This window comes from Rhodoferax ferrireducens, from assembly GCF_049302455.1.
GTDB lineage: Bacteria > Pseudomonadota > Gammaproteobacteria > Burkholderiales > Burkholderiaceae_C > Rhodoferax > Rhodoferax ferrireducens_B.
This window is the reverse complement of the sequence record NZ_JBAQMD010000069.1, coordinates 1-16,461: the sequence shown is the minus strand read 5'-3', so window position 1 is coordinate 16,461 and position 16,461 is coordinate 1. Positions and strand designations below refer to the sequence as shown.

Here is a 16,461-nt window from a genome sequence, read left to right as displayed (position 1 = left end):
ATTACGAGCTGGTCGGCGCGGCGTTCCCGGCAGGGTCGATAAAGACGACTTGCCCTTGCTCGTCAACGCAGAAGGTGCCGGCGCCGGATTCCTGACGCAGCCGGGCCATCAGTTTGTCAAAGCGCAGGTCTACCGCCCCGGCCACGCCAACGCTCACCTCAAGCTTGGCGGCGCGTCCCAGCGCGATTTGCTTTTCCAGCTCAACTTGTTCAACCAGGGATTGGCCCCAGACCTGCACGGCGTGTACTCTGGAGGCCTTGACACGCTCCAACAGTCCCTTGGGGTCCCCAGTGGCCGTCAGTTGCTTGGCCAGTTTCTCCAGGTTCTCTTCAATCGATTTTTCTTTGGCGATGCGCTCTTGCAGCGTCTGGTATTTGGCCTGCAGCTCCGCGTTGGCGCCCAGCACCAGTTGCGTCACACCGGCCTTGGCCGAGCCCAGCAGGGGCACCTTGATCAGCATCATGGCTGTGGCCGAGCCACCAAACATGCGTCCGCGCGCGGGCGAGGCGGCGCCGATGACGATTTGGTTGAGTGACTGCAAGTCACACTCCAAAGCCATGTCGTCCAGTGCAATCACGGTACCGGCATAAATATGGGCGCCTTCTGCAAAACGTGCGCTGACCGAGCCGCCTGCGCGCAGCCTGGCATGGGCAATGACGCCACCAGTCACACGAATATCGCCACCGGCTTCCAGAAGTCCGCCGTCCACCATGCCCTTGACCACGATGTCGCCGCTCGCCTGGACTTTCATGCCCTGCAGGACGTCGCCATCGACCTGCACGGTGCCGTCATAGTGGATGTTGCCGGTCGTCATGTTGACTTCCGCGACCCGCAGGATCGGCTCCACCATGATGCCGCCTTTGACCCGCACCGGCTGCCCGCTCACCGCTGCCAGCAGCAGGTTGGGGTCGTCGCTGGCCACCTGCGCGCCCGTCAGTCCGGCGGCAAAAGGCTCGTCGCGTCCGGGGCGGGGCGCCAGCACACGGCCACGGATGCTATGGCCGACAACGCCGGCCGTCGGCGGAATGCGGCGCATCAGAGGCGCACCCGCCTGCACCGAGTCAATGCTGCCGTGCTCCCGGTAGTCGATCAGGCCATTTTCATCCAGCTGGGGTACGCGGTCTACCGCTTGCGGAATCATTTCTTCAAAAACGGTGTCACGCCCGTCTTCGGCGCTGACACCACGGGCCACCAGCACACGCTCGCGGATTCCCGGTTCACAGGCTCGCAGCAGTGCCGCTTCGTCGACGCCGAACAGGACGCCCGCCTCAACCAGCGCCCGCTTGACGTCTTCCATGGTGATCGTCTTGCCGCCATGTGCGGGACTCAGGCTGATCTCGGCTTTCATTTCGTCGGGCGCAATGTGGACCTGGGTCGTGGCGTCACTGCGCTGGGCTAGCAGCCGCTCGAAGGGGCTTTGCTGGGTGTTGCAATCGTGGGCAGCACTGGCAATGGCCTCTTCGTGCAGCAGGCAGTCGCCATACCCGGCTTGAGCCAGCAAGGTATGCAGTGCGGCGCTGTCAACAGGCAGGCGTTCTGGCGCTGGCTCGCAGCGCAAGAACACTTGTCCATCCGCTTCTCGGAAAGAAATGTTTGGAAGGTCCATGGCCTATAGTTTGCCCGACTTTTCTCAGTGGGTTCGCTGGACTGAGGTGTGCAGCCAGTTCCTTTACCCCAACCTTGCCCGGTGCCGTGCGATCTGCGCGCGCACCTGGTTCGGTGCGGTCCCGCCCAGAATGTCGCGTGCATTGAGCGAGCCGCGCAAGGACAGCACCTCGTACACGTCCTTCTCAATACTCGGGTTGAACTGCTGCAACACCGCCAGCGGCAATTCCGACAGATCCACCTGGTGCGTGATGGCGGCCTTGACGGCGTGCGCCACCGTCTCATGCGCATCGCGGAATGGCAGGCCTTTTTTGACCAGATAGTCGGCCAGATCGGTGGCGGTGGCGTAGCCTTTGAGGGCCGCTTGTTCCATGGCTTGCGGGTTGACGCTGATGCCGCCCTCTTTGATGCCGGTGGCGGGGTTGAGCTGGCCGCCGATCATCTCGGCAAAGATGCGCAGGGTGTCTTTGAGCGTGTCCACCGTGTCAAACAAGGGCTCTTTGTCTTCCTGGTTGTCCTTGTTGTAGGCCAGCGGCTGGCCCTTCATCAGGGTGATCAGGCCCATCAGGTGGCCGACCACGCGCCCGGTCTTGCCGCGTGCCAGTTCGGGCACGTCGGGGTTTTTCTTCTGCGGCATGATGGAACTGCCGGTGGTGAAGCGGTCGGCGATTTTGATAAAACCAAAGTTCTGGCTCATCCACAAAATCAGCTCTTCGCTCATGCGGCTGATGTGCACCATGCAGAGCGAGGCGGCCGCGGTGAATTCAATGGCGAAATCACGGTCGCTGACAGCGTCCAGCGAGTTCTGGCAGACGCAAGGATGGCCTTTCTCATCGACCATGCCCAGACTGACCGCCACACGCTCGCGGTCCAGCGGGTAGCTGGTGCCCGCCAACGCGGCGGCGCCCAGCGGCAGGCGGTTGGTGCGACGGCGCACGTCGCTCATGCGTTCGGCGTCGCGGCTGAACATCTCGACATAGGCCAGCATGTGGTGACCAAAGCTGATCGGCTGCGCCACCTGCAGGTGAGTGAAGCCCGGCAGAATCACTTCAACATTTTTCTCGGCCACTTCCAGCAGTGCTATTTGCAGGTCGGTGAGCAGCGCGACTATCAGGTCAATCTCGCCGCGCAGCCAAAGCCGCACGTCGGTGGCGACCTGGTCGTTGCGGCTGCGGCCGGTGTGCAGGCGCTTGCCCGCCAGGCCGATGAGCTGCGTCAAGCGCGCTTCGATGTTGAGATGCACGTCTTCGAGCTCAAGCTTCCAGTCAAAGGCGCCGGATTCGATCTCGGCGCTGATGGTGGCCATGCCGCTTTGAATCGCGTTGTGATCTTCGCTGCTGATGATTTTTTGCGCCGCCAGCATGCCGGCATGGGCCAGACTGCCGGCAATGTCGGCCTGCCACAGCCGCTTGTCAAAAAACACGCTGGCGGTGTAGCGCTTGACCAGATCGCTCATGGGCTCGGAGAACAGGGCGGACCAGGCTTGCGATTTTTTATCAAATTGGTTGTGTGACATGGGGTGGGCTCATGCGAGTAAGGCTTGCGCCAGAGAATCATCAATAATCAGCCCCAAGCTTGCGTCAGCTTGAAACCTCATTGATCAATGAAAGATTCCCAAATTTTATCGACCTTCCAGGAACCGACGCCGGAGCCGGCGCCCAAGCCTGCGGCCGTGCCGGTGTTTGATGCCTGTCATGTGGGCGTGATGCTGCGTGCTGTACTGTTTGTTGAAGCGGTGGTGGCGGTGGGGGCCATGTTTGGTTCCGCCACGTTTCTTGACTGGCTGACGCGCCTGTCCCTGCTCACCGGCGGCGCTTTGCCGGCCACGCTGGTCTGGTTGATTGTGGCGTGCAGCCTCAAGAAGTTGCTGGCCCGCCTGAGCAGCAGCGCCCAGCAGGTGGCCGGGGTCGCCTTGGGGGGCGTGGCTGGTTTGTACGGCTGTGGCGTGCTGTCCTTGGTGGGGCTGCTGGAGCCGGCACCCTGGTTGGCCAGTGCGGCCAGCGGTGCCCTGCTGTCGGCGGCGCTGGTGGCGGCGCTGGTGTTGCGCGCCAAAGGCCAAACGCCAGCGGCCACGGCGGCGCGCTTGAGTGAGTTGCAGGCCCGCATTCGACCGCATTTTTTGTTCAATACGCTCAACACGGCGATTGCGCTGGTGCGCGCTGAGCCGGCCAAGGCCGAAACCTTGCTGGAAGATTTGAGCGACCTGTTTCGCCATGCACTCATGGAACAGGGGAAATCGGTCACCCTGCTTGACGAGATCATGCTGGCGCAGCGCTATCTGGCGATTGAAAAGTTGCGCTTTGGCGAGCGCATTCAGGTGGAGTGGGCACTGGACCCTGGCGCATCGACCGCCAAATTGCCGCCCTTGCTGTTGCAGCCGCTGGTGGAAAACGCGGTCAAACACGGGGTCGAACCCAGCGCGCAAGGGGCAGAAATCAAAATATCCACGCAACGCCGGGGATCGAGCGTCGTCATCAAGGTGACCAACACCGTGCCCGTGGGCAACAGTGAGCCTGGCAGCGGCGTGGCGCTGAATAATGTGCGGGACCGGCTCAGCCTGCTGCACGACGTGCAGGGCCAGTTTCAGTACGGGTTGAAAGACGGCGTGTTTCAGGTTCGCATCGAGGTGCCACTATGAGGCCAGGGAGGCTGGCGCGATGACTCTGAGAATATTGATCGTGGACGATGAAACCCTGGCGCGTGCCCGCCTGCGAACGCTGTTGGGGGATTGCACGGCGCCTGCGGTCAGTGTTGAGGCCGAGGCCGCCAACGCCGCGCAGGCCTTGGCGTGGCTGCAGCACCACCCGGTCGATGTGGCCTTGATCGATATTCACATGCCGGGTGCCGACGGTTTGACGCTGGCGCAGACGCTGCGCACGCTGCCCCAGCCGCCGGCGGTGGTGTTTGTTACCGCCTACGCTGAACACGCCGTGCAGGCGTTCGAGGTCGAAGCGGCGGACTATCTGACCAAGCCGGTTCGGCTGGAGCGGCTGCAGCTTGCGCTACAAAAAATAGAGCGCAATAGGCGGTATGCACGGGGGCTACAGCCTGATTTGCCTGAAGAAGTGTTGATTATTCAAGACCGTGGCCGGACCGAGCGTGTACCGCTGGCCGAGGTGCTGTACCTCAAGGCGGAGCTGAAATACATCACGGTTCGCACGGCTGCTCGGAGCTACCTTCTGGAAGGCTCCTTGAGTGAGCTCGAAGACAAGTATGGGACGCGCTTCCTTCGCATCCACCGCAATACCCTGATTGCCCGGCGCGCCGTGCGCTCGCTGGAGAAGGCCCATGACCCGCAAGAAGGCGAGGGCTGGGCGGTGCGGCTCAACGGCATTGATGAATTGCTGTGGGTGTCGCGCCGGCAATTGGCGGCGGTGCGGGAGCTGGTAGCGAGTTAAACCATGAACAATTCAGCCGCCAAAGGGGCATACTTATAGCCGAGGTGCTGATTTTCGCCGCGCGCTCCGAGGGTTGCACAGCCATCGCTCACTTTTCATCAGACGCTCCGTCGGAGCCTATTCGTGCGCATCACTTCTCGTGGCATTTCTGGCAGGCAACCATGCCCAAGCCGAAGCGGTTGAGCTTGGGACGTTCCGAGCTGTGGGGCTCGTGACAACTGCCGCAATAGAATTTCTTGCCCGGGCGTAGCGGATCCTTCGCCTCTTTCTTTTCGTCGCCCAGAGGATGCCCGGATCGCGTAAATCCGGCGACGACGTGGGGACCCTTCTTGATGTCGGGATGGCAGTCCAGGCACAGCGTCGCGGGCTCTTTTTTCAGGAGTCCAAGGTTGTCCGATGCATGGGGGTCGTGGCAGTCATTGCACTCGCCCGCCGCAATTGGGGCGTGAACTACTTTTCCTTCAAACAACTTCTTGTCATGGCAATTGGCGCACATCGCGGCGTTCTCGGCCGAGCGCTCTTTTGCGGTCTTGCTTCTGGACTTGTGCGGCACTGTGTTCAATTCGACTTCATTATGGCAACTGTTGCAGCCCATATGAACCGCCGCATGCACCACCTTCTTCTGTGCGACAGCGGCGTGACACTCAAGGCATGCTTTGTCCTTGTCCCGGTTCTGGGCCAGGACCGGCAGTGCGAAAGCAAAGGACAGAGCCAAAGCCCATGCCAGATTTGCCTTGAGACTAGGTGTATTTTTCATTCATTTTTCCGACTCGTGATCCTTCAATTACCTGCTATGCCTTTGTGCACCCCTTGCTTCACGCTGGATGTTCCTGCTCTGCCACACTTTAATAGGACAAGCCGTTGTGGTCCTTCCCATGACAGGACAGGTAGCAGCGACCGCCGGTCGTGCCCACACGCTCCCAGCGAATGGCCTGCGTACCACTCTTGGTTACAACACCAGTTTGGAAATTGATTAATCGGCTGTTGCTCAGAGTCGTGCCCTGGGTACTGCTGATGCCGTGTGGGTCATGGCAGACGTTGCAAGAGGTCGTCTCGCCAACAATGTGTTTGTTGTGTTCCTTGAAGCTACCCGTGCCGGTGCCAATAATGGCGGTCCGGCTGTGGCATTTGTAGCAAAGTGCATAGTTGGCGGCGCTTTCTGCCGCCGGATCGGTCACCACGTAGGCACGCTCCAGCAACAGCGGATTGGTGGAGCCGTGCGGGCCGTTGGGACCAGTGCCCCCGGTGTTTGGCCCCGCGTTGTTGTTGTGGCAGTCGCTGCAATTCATCACACTGGTTGTCGTCCAGGGCGCAATCAGGCTGGGGACCGTCTTGCCGGTTACCCCGGTCGCCTTGCCAACGCCGGCAATCGGATGGTAGGACGGATTGGCAGTATCGAATTCCAGCCGCGTGTTGGTTTGCACGATCACGCGCGCGGTGCGCGATGCCGGCGTCCTGCTGGTGCTGTCACCGTGGCAGCGCAAACAAATCTGGTACTCGGCCGTGACCGGGCTAACCGCCGCACCGCTGATGGTGATGCCGCGCACGTTGCTGAGTGAGCCCGGCAACGCAATCGGCGTGGTGCCAGGTGCAGAGCCGGCTGTGCTATTGGCAGAATGAGGGTTATGGCAGTCCTGGCATTCGACGTGAGCGGTCGTCATCAAGTTGGCTTCGCCCGCATCGTGCACATTCATATAGGCGCCCACGCTGTGTTGCGAAGTTTTATTCAACTCAGTCTGGATATTCTTGGTCGATGTCGCCACCGTGCCGCTGTGGCATACCAGGCAATTCGTTTCTTCCGTTGCACTGTTAAGCAGTTGCTGCCTGCCCGGCGCCGTGTGCGGCCGGTGGCAGCTCTCGCAGGCGTTGTTGGTGACGTTTTGGGGCGTGTTCGTTGTGTGCAGCCAGGGATTGGTCCCCACGCCATTCCAGGTCTTGGTCGAGGTCTGGTGATCGCTGGCTGCCCAGTAGCTCTTGTTGTGGCAGTTGGTGCACAGTCCCGACTTGATGTTGCTCACCACCAGAAACTTGCCGTTGGCATTGTCGTGCGGGCTGTGGCAGGAGGTGCACTGCATCTGCCCGCTGGCGTCGAGCTTCACGGCGCCGGTTGGGGTGCGCAGCTCAGTGTTGCTGAGCACACTGGAATACAGGAACGACACCGGATGGTCATCGGACAAATCGGTGCCAACGTAGCTTTGATCGCCGGCGAGGAAGTTGTTTTTACCGCCAGCCATGGTGATGCTGGTCGTGCGACTGCTGATCTTGCCTAGCGCGATGGTTCCGTCATGGCAGCTCAGGCACAAGAGTGAAGCACCAGTCGGTTGGCCGGGGGCGGAGATTTTGCGTGTGCTGCTGGTGTAGGGCGTGTAGGCGCCGACCGGCTGGTCGCGGTTCCACAGCGGACCGGTGGCCCGTGAATTGTGTGGCACGTGGCAAAACACACAGACTTCGCCTTCAGATGTGGCCTTGATCGTGCCCGGACCCGTAGCCGACAGATTGTGCTTGTTGGCAACTATGCTCGCCGATTGAGCGGGTGCACCCGCCCAGAGCAGCAGGACCATTGTTGCCGCAGCGGCAAGCGCTGCGAACGGGTGCTTGATCACGACGGTCCTCCAATATAGTGAAATACCTGGACCCGCTGGTTGTACGAGTCGGCAATGTAAATCAGGTCGTTTTCATCGATGAAAATTCCGGCAGGCAGCCAGAACTCACCGCGATCACTGCCTATTGAGCCGACCGAGAGAAGGTATCTGCCCCGTACATCGAAAATCTGCAGCGCATTGTGCAGCGCGTCGACGACGTAGACGTGCCCATGGCTGTCGGTGGCGACACTCTTCGGGCGTATGTTGTCACCCAAACCGTCACCCACTTGCCCAAAGCCACTCAGGTACTTGCCGTCACGGCTGAACATCTGAATGCGAAAATTGAGAGAGTCAGTCACGTACAAGCGTCCGCCGCGATCAAACCAAATCATCGTCGGGTAATTGAACTCCCCGGCACCATCGCCGCGCGTGCCGAAACCGAAGGCCAAGGTGCCATCCGGCTTAAACACATTGACGCGATGTGCGCCAGTATCGACAACATAGAGATTGCCATTGCTCTTGTCAAACGCGATTCCAGTGGGTCGAGTCATGTCCGGTAGCGCCAGCGGCGTCGCCATTGTGGCCCCGGGCTGAATCACCAGCACTTGGGCGCGGTTGGAATCGGTCAAGTACACCTCGCCCGCACTACCCAGTGCCAGGGCCACAGGCGAAGGCAAGGCCTGGCCGCCTTCACCGACGATCAGATCGTAGCGCGCCTTCGTCTGATCGAAACGGTGCACACCATTGGCACCAGGATCGGCGACAAACACCACACCGTTGCTCGTGACAACCGCCAAGGGTCGGATCAGCCGCTCTTCACGGGCACCGAAGAGTAGATCTCCCAGACGTTGGAAAAAACCCTTGCCAATACTGAAATCATCCGGCTTGGAAAATTGCCTGACGAAGGTAATGCGCGGCGGATTGGGGAGGTCCGGCCACGCCAATGGCGCCTGATCTTCCGGCTTGGGAGGGAGCGGCGCGCAAGCGCCCAACACGCCTAGCGCAAGCAGCAGTCCCAGTGCGATGGCAAAGCGATAAGCGCGTGTCATGATCAAAAGTCTCTCCTTAATAACAGCTGTCCATAGGTGCGCGTTCTTTCGGCCAGGCCCTGGGCATCATGCACACGGGTCAGGTCGAGTGTCCACAGCAGCTTGCGCTGGCGCCACTGTGCCCTGATCGATGCCGCCGAGCCTTCCCGCAGCTCCGGCGCGCCGGTATCACGGTGGCGACTCGCTTCGGCGGATAGATCGATGCCATAGCCGATGCGCGCCCATAGACGAATATCTACGGCTGTCAGCTTCACCGCTTGCAACGGGCTGTCTTCGTAGTTCACTTGCATTTGCCGAGCACCTATGTGGATGTTGCCGCTTCTGACCAGGGGCAAATCCGTCTGAACATACGCCTCAAGATTGGCGCGTCTGTAGGACGAGATGGTTTCGCGTCGAACTTCACGCTCGGCACTGCCGCCCAGCAGGAATTCCTGCGTTAGCAGCGATAGCGGGATGTCGGTGCGCGCACCGTAGAACGTGCTGTTGACCGAGTTGAGCGGCGAGGTCGGCGAGCCGGACTCGAGTCGCGGTGTCGAGGTAAGGTGGCGCACGAAGAAGTTGAGGTAACTCTTGTACGACCAGCTCAGGCTGAGCGTGTTGTCAAGCTGGCTCGCCGCGTAACTGCCGCCACTTGAATAGTCATAGTCGATCAAGACCTCTTGTCCATCGAGAATATTGCCGCCTATCAGCCGCTGAATGCGCAGCTCAAGGCCGATTTGGGACAGCAAATAATCGCCGCCTTCGACAAAGGTCTGTGTGCGCGTCAGATTGGTGACTACCACTGTGCCGGCTATGATTTGCGGCTTGCTCAATGAAACGAAGCTTGTACTGCCCAAGGTCACATGCTCGCCGAGCATCTTTGTTTGCAGCGACGTTGCCTGCTGGTCGCGTTGGCTATAGGAGACGTTGTAGCCCGCAGTCGCCTGGCCCAGTGGCAGCGTTTGCCGGTATTGGGCGGAGCCGTCAATCGCGTAGAAGGTCGAGCTTAGCTGGCTCGCTCTATTGACCTCGCCGCGCACTGCGAGTGCGCCAGACAGGTCGGGACTGACGCGATAGCTGAGCCCGGCGCTCGCCGCATTCAGGGTCATCGACTGATCATCCTGTCGACTGGCATTGAGGTTGTATCGCCCGTAGGTCTGCAACTCCTCGGAGTGCCTTGCGCGCAGGTCGAGCCCGAAACTGGCGTCCTTCTGATTCGCCAGCGAGCCTTGGCCACCCGTAAAGCTGCTCCGATTGAGCGCGACCGCATTGCTGAGCTCGTATTCGTTCGTCGACCCAAACTTCAGGCGCGTATCCAGGTTCGCCCTGTCGCTGGCAGAACGGCTGGCCTGAATCGGCAGGCCGGAGCTGCCGCTGGCAGAGTCCTGGCGCGTACCCACGAATTGAAACGTTGACCCACCCAACTTGCTTATGGTGGCATCCATCTTGATTCGTAACTGATCGATACGGTCATCCATGACCTGTTCGGCTCCTTTTCCCTGGCTCGTGGAGCGGGTGAGTTCCACTTGCATTGGCACCGGGGTAACCGGACTGAGCAGCGAAAAGGTTGCACCATACCTGGTGTTTTCGTTGAACATCTGCTGTGCTGGACCCATGCTCTGGGTCTGGTTACTGCGGTCGTAAAAAAGTGCTCCGGTATAAGGCTTGTCACGCAGGAATGTTGCACGCCCATTGAGGTTGAACATTTGCCGTCTTGCACTCGTTCCTACCCCGTCACCACCGTCCTGGCTCTTGTCAATGATCGGGCCACCACCCAGATCGAGCAACAGCAGGCTGGGGTGATAGATGTAGCTGTGCGTCATGAGGTAAATCTCTTCGCTCAGGTTCGACTGCGTGGCGCGCACCGGCGTGCCGCCGGCTGTTCCAACGCTGCTACTGTCATCGGTCAAATAGCGCGCCTTGACGTAGCCGTCTATCCCTATGATTCGAAACGGCGCAATCTCCGATGCGCTTTTGAGCCGCAAAGGCGCGCTGGCCTGGGCCCAGCAACTGCTCACTACGGGTAACAAGGCGACGCCGATCGCCAGGCGAGTAATGAGGCAGGCTGCCCGGTTGGGCATAGACTGATTCACGTTTGCGACCCGTATTGCGCGGCTGCGGTTCAGGTGGCAGGCGCCGTCACGGGACCGGCTTGGATTCGAGCTTCTCGTCCTGGGGATAGTCAATACCGGCCATTTTTCCGAAACCGAAGACGTCAACCTGGTTGGGCCCAAATTGACTCACGACCAGAATCAGGTGCTCGATGGAAAATTTGGGGTCTGCGAGGCTGCGAAACAGCGCCACGTTGTCGTAATCGATGGCAACACCTGCTGGCAGGTTGAGACCGGGCAAATCCCCCCCTGGCTGCCCGAAAGCCATGAGCACACGCCCCTGACCGTCGAATATCTGCACATTCTGGAATGCCGCATCGCTGACGTACATGCGACCGGAGCGGTCCATCGCGATCCCCTTGGGCCGTGCAAACTGCCCCGGCGCCTGACCCGCTTCGCCGTAATGGCGCACGAATTTACCCTCGGGCGTGAAGCGCGCAACCCGGAAGTTGCCGGTTTCGACGACGTAGATGTCGCCATCGCGGCCAACGGCGAGATTGGTCGGTTGATGCAGCGATTTTTCCTTATCGACCTCGGAGCGGCCGAACTTGAACTGCAGTTTCCCCGATCGCTTGTCGAGCACCTGGACTTCATGGTGCTCGATGTCCACCACATACAGCCGATCGCCGGCAATCGCGACATCGACCGGCTTGAACTCATCCTTGCCGCCATAAGCTGCAAGATAACGGTCGCCCTTGTCATAGACCAGTACCTGATTGCGCGCGGTGTCAGTCACGTACTTGGTACCGTCTGCGTCGATGGCTACATTGATGGGGCGCTGCATGCGTCCAGCACCCGACCCCGACATGAGTGAAAATATTCTGGTCTTGAGGTCGAAGACCGCCAAGCCAGGGCCGCGGCTGTCGGCAACAATGATCTTGCCATCCGACATCGCCACGCCGTAAGGACGCACCAAGGCGTCCTCGACTTTTTCTTCGCCGAGCAGAAAATCCTTGAGCCCACCGCTTTCTTTGGCGGTTTCCAGATCGCGCGCGCTGGCGAAAGTGGCCAGATGCTGCACGCGCGGCGCATCCGGCGCTCGCGGGTAGAACACGGCCTCTTTTTGCAGCGGTGCTTTGGCAGGCTGCGTGACGCAGCCGGACAGCAGCACAAGCGCGCCGAGCAGTGCGCTGAAAAATCGTAATCGAGTGGGCAGGAACATGGTCGTTGATGAGTTAGGCATGAGCAGATCTATTGGCAGCGTATTCTGAAAAAATCGCGGGCATGCAAAGGATGCAACATCAGAGGAGTCAAGGTCAAGGGTATGGAAAAGGCAACTAAGGAAGTCCAAAAAAAACCTCTCTTGCGGGGACTGTCAAGCGCCTGGGTAGCGTCTTGCTAGCCTCCCTCAACAGAGGGTTTTGATATCTACCCAACTGCACGGCCTGAGCGGCTTGTTCCGCCTTGGCCGTGCAAGCCGGGTCTAAACACTTCGCGTGCCGCCTGTTTACTACTTGATGTGGCAAGTTGTGCAGAGCGCGCTGCCCACTGTGGTAACTTTCAGCAGCTTGGCTTGCACTGCGGTACCCGAGGTGCTGTTATGCACGTCATGGCAGGAAGCGCACTCCACCGTGGCTGCCCCTGAGGCCCCGAACAGCATCTTGCTTTCAATGGTGCCCACATTACCGGTGCCGATGGTTGCGGCAGTGCTAACGGCGCGCAAACCAGGGTCAGCCGTTACGAGTGCAGCGTTATATGGAAACCCGATTGGGTGGTCGTTGCTGAGGTCGGTGCCGAGCAAAGGTGCGCCCGTGACCATTTTGCTTCCGGTGGCGCCACCAAAACTGTCGATCGCAACGGTGCCGTCATGGCAGGACAGGCAGAGCTTGGAAACGGCACCCGGTTGCCCCGTTGTGGCGTTCATTGTGGAACTGACTGTGGCGCTATATAGAGTGTAGGTTGCACCATTGGTAGCACGATTCCACAATAGCGTGGAACCGGTATTGTGGGGCGCGTGGCAATAGATGCAAACCTGAGTACTTGTGCCTTTGTAGGTCGCGTTGGGGCCTGTGGTGGAGAAATCGTGCACTGAACCAACGATGGTTCCGATGGCCGCCTGCGCCGATGTCGCGCCAAGCGCCAATAGCAGCGATGCGGCTGCCAGCCCGGCCCATTTCAAGCATCTCAATTGGGATTTCATTTTGTGTTCCTTTTCCTTTGATCAAAAGTTGTTCCGACTATTTCCGTGGTATCCACTGTCTCCAACGCATAAGCCATGCCAGTAGCCCGCGTATCGGTTGAGCCATATCAACTTCTTCTCGGGATGGGGAACAACTGTTTGCAAATCAATAACTTACAAAAATTCGGAGGCGGAAGCGCGGGAACTATTCTGATTGCCATGGCACGGGCCAGCTAGTGCCAGCCCCTGTTTTTCCAGGTTTTGGAAACATGGTGAGCTGCTTTCCCGATTTCGGGAACATGCGCGTCAGCGCGCCGACTTGCAGCGTTCCAGGCCTTCCCTGGCAGCTGTGCTGGCGCCGTCAAGCAGCAGCGCCTGATTGAATGCGGGGACCGCGTCGGCACAGTTGCCCTGAGCCAGCAGAATCTGGCCCAGCAGGGCATGTGCGGGTGCCAGCAGGGGGTCTTTGGCGAGGCCCTTGCGCACGCTGTCGAGTGCTTTGTCGTAATCCTTGTTCTTGAACTGGACCTCGGCAAACGCGCGATAGCGCCGTGCGACCTGTTCGTTGCCGCCCTGCATAGCCTTGGGTGGATCGAGCACGGCACCCAGTTCAGCGTCGGAGATTTCACGCAGCACATGACGGATACGCGCGCTGATAACGGTGCAATAGTCCAATACCCGAAACGGCTCAAATGCAGCCAGTTTTTGATCGCGACCAACAATAACCACCACCGGATGCAGGTCCAAGCCTAGACTGCCGTAAAGCGCATCCCCATTGTCCAGCAGCACCGGAGCTGCGAAGCTGGTGTCGCGCATCAATGTCATCACGCCTGGCAACGATGCGGAACTGGGGACTACCGCCACCCAACGCACGGACTTGCCAGCGAAATCCTTCTGGCAGCGCGCCAACTCCCGCAGCGCGCCCGCTGAGCGCGGCTGATCCGGGCGAAAGAACACCAGCACGTTGGCCTCGACGTTTCCCATAACCTGGGCTTTCCCACCCTCCAGGGTGGGCATCTCGGTGCTCGCAACCGGTGTTCCGATCGCGGCATGCGCCGCACTGGCCGGTTGGAAGACAGTCACCAACCCAACCAGCACCAGCAGGGCCGCGATATTCATTGCTAAGGCGCCGTCCGATTGGCGTAGCTTTTCTCCGCGTGACAGGTCTTTTCGCACGAGCCGCCGGTTGCCGTCTTCTTGTAGTTCAGCTTGAGTATCCAGCCGCCCGATCCGTAAGGCACGCCGTCGCGGATAAGGTGATCCTGCTTGGCTGCGTGCACCTCATGGCAGGCACGGCAGGTACGCCCACGACCAGATTGCTGCAGATGAAGGTAATGCAGGTTGGTGGCGCCATTGCGAAAACTGGTGAGCGTGGCCGTCTGCGCGGTGGAGAACGCTTTTTCCCTGTGGCAGCCAAAGCACAACCCGTAATTTTTGGCGTCGTATGGGGCATAAAACTCTGGCGGATAGTCTTGGTTGATCAGGCGGAAGAGATCACCTCCGTGGGGCTCGTGACAATCGTTACAGTCCTTGGAAGCCACCGGCCCGTGCTGCTTCGGGTTGTTAAGCAGCCAAGCCTTGATGTTTTGCAGCTTCTTGCCATTGGCATCAGCCATGGTATCGACGCTGTGGCAGTTAACGCACAGGTCAAAAGGCAATTGAATCAGTAGTTTCTCCACCGTGCTGCCATGCGGGTTGTGGCAATTGCTGCACTGTTTGCCAGTAGTGAGCGCTTTATGCGGCACTTTGGCACTGTCGTGAAGTTTCCCGATTTTTTCGTGGCAACTGACGCACAGTGCCCGTGGCTCCAGATGTAACAGCTTGGAGAAAGCCGAATTGTGTGGGTTATGACAGCTAATACAGTCGGTGCGTGCCGGCGCATGCGTGTGCGCTCGCTTCATCACGCCATTGAATTCCTCATGGCAATCCAGGCACAGGGCCGGCCCTTTTTTGAGCACCGGACCAGGTTGCTTCGGGTCTGCGTTCTGATGGCAGATCTTGCAGTCGCCCGCCTCGAACGGCGCGTGGCTCGAAGCCGGTGCCGGTTTGGCCGGCAGCGGCACCAGTGATCGGGGCGCGGGCGCACGTCCCGCTGGCGCAGCAGCGGCTTTTTCGGCCAACACTTCGGCACTCGCCGCGCTTGACTTGGGCTGAGGGGTTTGCGCGAAGAGGCTGGTTGAAACCGTCAACGCGAACGAGAACAAAACGGCGAAAGCACCGCGTGTAGGGGTCATTGAACTTCCTTGAGTGAAACGCATGTGGCAGCGGGCTCGCGCTGCTTACTTGGCATGGCAGGTGGTGCACAGGGCACTTGCCGCATTGGACTTGCGCAGGAACGGCGCAAAGTCGTTGCTATGCACATTGTGGCAAGAGCCGCACTCGACCGCCCCGGCGTAAAGCTTCACTTCATTGGGCGATGTTCCGCCCCAGCCTTTCTGGGCGTCGGTAGGTGCTTTGAATGCGGAATCCTGAGCCGCAGTGGGGTAGTCGATGGAGATTGGGTGATCGTTGCTCAGGTCGGTACCAAGCACCAGCGTCCGCTTCTTGCCGCCGTACATATCCGAGTGACACCGTTCACAGTTGGGTTCCGAAGTCATGTCGGGGGCGGGGTGGCCTGGCGGCTTCACGAGGTCGTGTTTCGTGCTTACGCTGTTGCCGTGAACCACCGTGCTGGCATTCACGCCGTCATGGCAACTCAGGCACAAGCGCGAAGCCACGCGGGGCTGCCCGACAGCGACATTCATTGTCGGACTGCCGTACAGCGTAAACACCTGCGTTGTTTCGGCGCGGTTCCACAGTGGGGCCTGAAGGTTGGTGTTCGCGCCGTGCGGCGTGTGACAAAACTCGCACACCTGCGGCGTACCTGCTGTGCTCAGGTCATGGCGCGTACCGATGACGCTGCCACCGTATAGGGCTGGCGAAAGCAGCAACATGTAGACAATTGCCAGCAACCACTTCATAGCGACGTCTCCACCATATTTTCGGAACGAACGCAATAGCAGTGGATTCGGCCGAACGCAGGAATAGAAGACATTGCTTGCTCATGACTATGACAATAAATGGTTTCAAGCACGATGTATGCCAATACAAGTCAAGTGCGTGTTTCTGAATGCCGTGAGCGCCCCGCTTCAGGTGTGACGCCCGTGTGATTGAGGCGTCATCCGAGATGTCGTCATTCTCAAATACGGGAAAAACGCTCTCAAGAACTGGAAAATCAACATGCTGCTTTGGTGCAGCACCAGAGTACGCACATGCGCTGGCAAGGTATTTGCTTTAGCTACACGATGCTCGATCGCATGGGGTTACTTTGCACGTCAACGTAGTCTCCTAGCCTCTATACCCGGTACTGATCCACATTAATCCGCGCTTCACGGAAACTGTAAAAAATAATTAGATATGCGCAAGAGCCGCCACGTCCATGTTGCGCCAGATGTCAGGATGGTCGCCAAAATCGGTCTGCGCGTGGCAGTCGCATCCTTTCTGGGATTGTTGCTAGTGTTTAATTGCATTAATAGGCATATGTAATTATCATCCAGCTTGTTCAATACAAGCCGGAGGTGGTCATGGCGCGAGTCGCAGCGAGCGTAACGTGTAGCGATTCAGATCGCAAAGAGTTGG

Annotated in this window: 13 protein-coding genes; 2 read left to right on the top strand and 11 right to left on the bottom strand. The window is 59.4% G+C overall.

The window, feature by feature from the left end:
• Position 1 precedes the first annotated feature (1 nt).
• Positions 2 to 1,606, bottom strand: a complete 1,605-nt coding sequence (locus tag WA157_RS12360) for a DUF342 domain-containing protein (protein WP_422621239.1) — start codon at positions 1,604 to 1,606, stop codon at positions 2 to 4.
• 63 nt (positions 1,607 to 1,669) lie between these two features.
• Positions 1,670 to 3,121 (bottom strand): argininosuccinate lyase, encoded by a 1,452-nt coding sequence (gene argH, locus WA157_RS12355; protein WP_422621238.1) that lies wholly within the window; start codon positions 3,119 to 3,121, stop codon positions 1,670 to 1,672.
• An 87-nt stretch (positions 3,122 to 3,208) separates the two neighbouring features.
• Between argH and WA157_RS12350 the strand changes: the two genes are divergently transcribed.
• Together WA157_RS12350 and WA157_RS12345 are read left to right on the top strand one after the other, a co-directional pair.
• A complete protein-coding gene (locus tag WA157_RS12350; RefSeq protein WP_422621237.1) occupies positions 3,209 to 4,243 on the top strand; it encodes a sensor histidine kinase in 1,035 nt (344 codons plus the stop codon).
• 19 nt (positions 4,244 to 4,262) lie between these two features.
• The gene (locus WA157_RS12345; RefSeq protein WP_422621236.1) at positions 4,263 to 5,003 is read left to right on the top strand and encodes a LytR/AlgR family response regulator transcription factor; all 741 of its coding nucleotides are present in this window, start codon (positions 4,263 to 4,265) and stop codon (positions 5,001 to 5,003) included.
• Between the two features lie 130 nt (positions 5,004 to 5,133).
• Here the strand turns inward: WA157_RS12345 and WA157_RS12340 are convergent, their stop codons facing one another.
• The 9 genes from WA157_RS12340 to WA157_RS12300 form a co-directional block, all read right to left on the bottom strand.
• On the bottom strand, positions 5,134 to 5,760 hold the full coding sequence (locus tag WA157_RS12340; protein ID WP_422621235.1) for a cytochrome c3 family protein: 627 nt from the start codon (positions 5,758 to 5,760) through the stop codon (positions 5,134 to 5,136).
• Positions 5,761 to 5,848: 88 nt separating this feature from the next.
• A complete protein-coding gene (locus tag WA157_RS12335; RefSeq protein WP_422621234.1) occupies positions 5,849 to 7,606 on the bottom strand; it encodes a cytochrome c3 family protein in 1,758 nt (585 codons plus the stop codon).
• Complete coding sequence (locus tag WA157_RS12330) at positions 7,603 to 8,634, bottom strand: 6-bladed beta-propeller (RefSeq protein WP_422621253.1); 1,032 nt, start codon at positions 8,632 to 8,634, stop codon at positions 7,603 to 7,605. Before WA157_RS12330 ends, WA157_RS12335 begins: the two co-directional genes overlap by 4 nt.
• Positions 8,635 to 8,636: 2 nt before the next feature.
• Positions 8,637 to 10,694, bottom strand: coding sequence for a hypothetical protein (locus tag WA157_RS12325; RefSeq protein WP_422621233.1), 2,058 nt, complete (start codon positions 10,692 to 10,694; stop codon positions 8,637 to 8,639).
• A gap of 58 nt (positions 10,695 to 10,752) precedes the next feature.
• On the bottom strand, positions 10,753 to 11,907 hold the full coding sequence (locus WA157_RS12320; RefSeq protein ID WP_422621232.1) for a hypothetical protein: 1,155 nt from the start codon (positions 11,905 to 11,907) through the stop codon (positions 10,753 to 10,755).
• Positions 11,908 to 12,174: 267 nt separating this feature from the next.
• Positions 12,175 to 12,864, bottom strand: coding sequence for a cytochrome c3 family protein (locus WA157_RS12315; RefSeq protein WP_422621231.1), 690 nt, complete (start codon positions 12,862 to 12,864; stop codon positions 12,175 to 12,177).
• A gap of 285 nt (positions 12,865 to 13,149) precedes the next feature.
• A complete protein-coding gene (locus WA157_RS12310) occupies positions 13,150 to 13,962 on the bottom strand; it encodes a tetratricopeptide repeat protein (protein ID WP_422621230.1) in 813 nt (270 codons plus the stop codon).
• A gap of 2 nt (positions 13,963 to 13,964) precedes the next feature.
• On the bottom strand, positions 13,965 to 14,963 hold the full coding sequence (locus WA157_RS12305; protein ID WP_422621229.1) for a cytochrome c3 family protein: 999 nt from the start codon (positions 14,961 to 14,963) through the stop codon (positions 13,965 to 13,967).
• 159 nt (positions 14,964 to 15,122) lie between these two features.
• The gene (locus WA157_RS12300; protein WP_318666547.1) at positions 15,123 to 15,803 is read right to left on the bottom strand and encodes a cytochrome c3 family protein; all 681 of its coding nucleotides are present in this window, start codon (positions 15,801 to 15,803) and stop codon (positions 15,123 to 15,125) included.
• Positions 15,804 to 16,461 lie beyond the last annotated feature (658 nt).

Coding starts and splice junctions, on each gene's coding strand:
- WA157_RS12330 (WP_422621253.1), bottom strand. CDS start 8,634: ATGACACGCGCTTATCGCTTTGCCATCGCACTGGGACTGCTGCTTGCG.
- WA157_RS12350 (WP_422621237.1), top strand. CDS start 3,209: ATGAAAGATTCCCAAATTTTATCGACCTTCCAGGAACCGACGCCGGAG.
- WA157_RS12300 (WP_318666547.1), bottom strand. CDS start 15,803: ATGAAGTGGTTGCTGGCAATTGTCTACATGTTGCTGCTTTCGCCAGCC.
- WA157_RS12320 (WP_422621232.1), bottom strand. CDS start 11,907: ATGCCTAACTCATCAACGACCATGTTCCTGCCCACTCGATTACGATTT.
- WA157_RS12325 (WP_422621233.1), bottom strand. CDS start 10,694: ATGCCCAACCGGGCAGCCTGCCTCATTACTCGCCTGGCGATCGGCGTC.
- WA157_RS12315 (WP_422621231.1), bottom strand. CDS start 12,864: ATGAAATCCCAATTGAGATGCTTGAAATGGGCCGGGCTGGCAGCCGCA.
- WA157_RS12345 (WP_422621236.1), top strand. CDS start 4,263: ATGACTCTGAGAATATTGATCGTGGACGATGAAACCCTGGCGCGTGCC.
- WA157_RS12310 (WP_422621230.1), bottom strand. CDS start 13,962: ATGAATATCGCGGCCCTGCTGGTGCTGGTTGGGTTGGTGACTGTCTTC.
- WA157_RS12340 (WP_422621235.1), bottom strand. CDS start 5,760: ATGAAAAATACACCTAGTCTCAAGGCAAATCTGGCATGGGCTTTGGCT.
- argH (WP_422621238.1), bottom strand. CDS start 3,121: ATGTCACACAACCAATTTGATAAAAAATCGCAAGCCTGGTCCGCCCTG.
- WA157_RS12360 (WP_422621239.1), bottom strand. CDS start 1,606: ATGGACCTTCCAAACATTTCTTTCCGAGAAGCGGATGGACAAGTGTTC.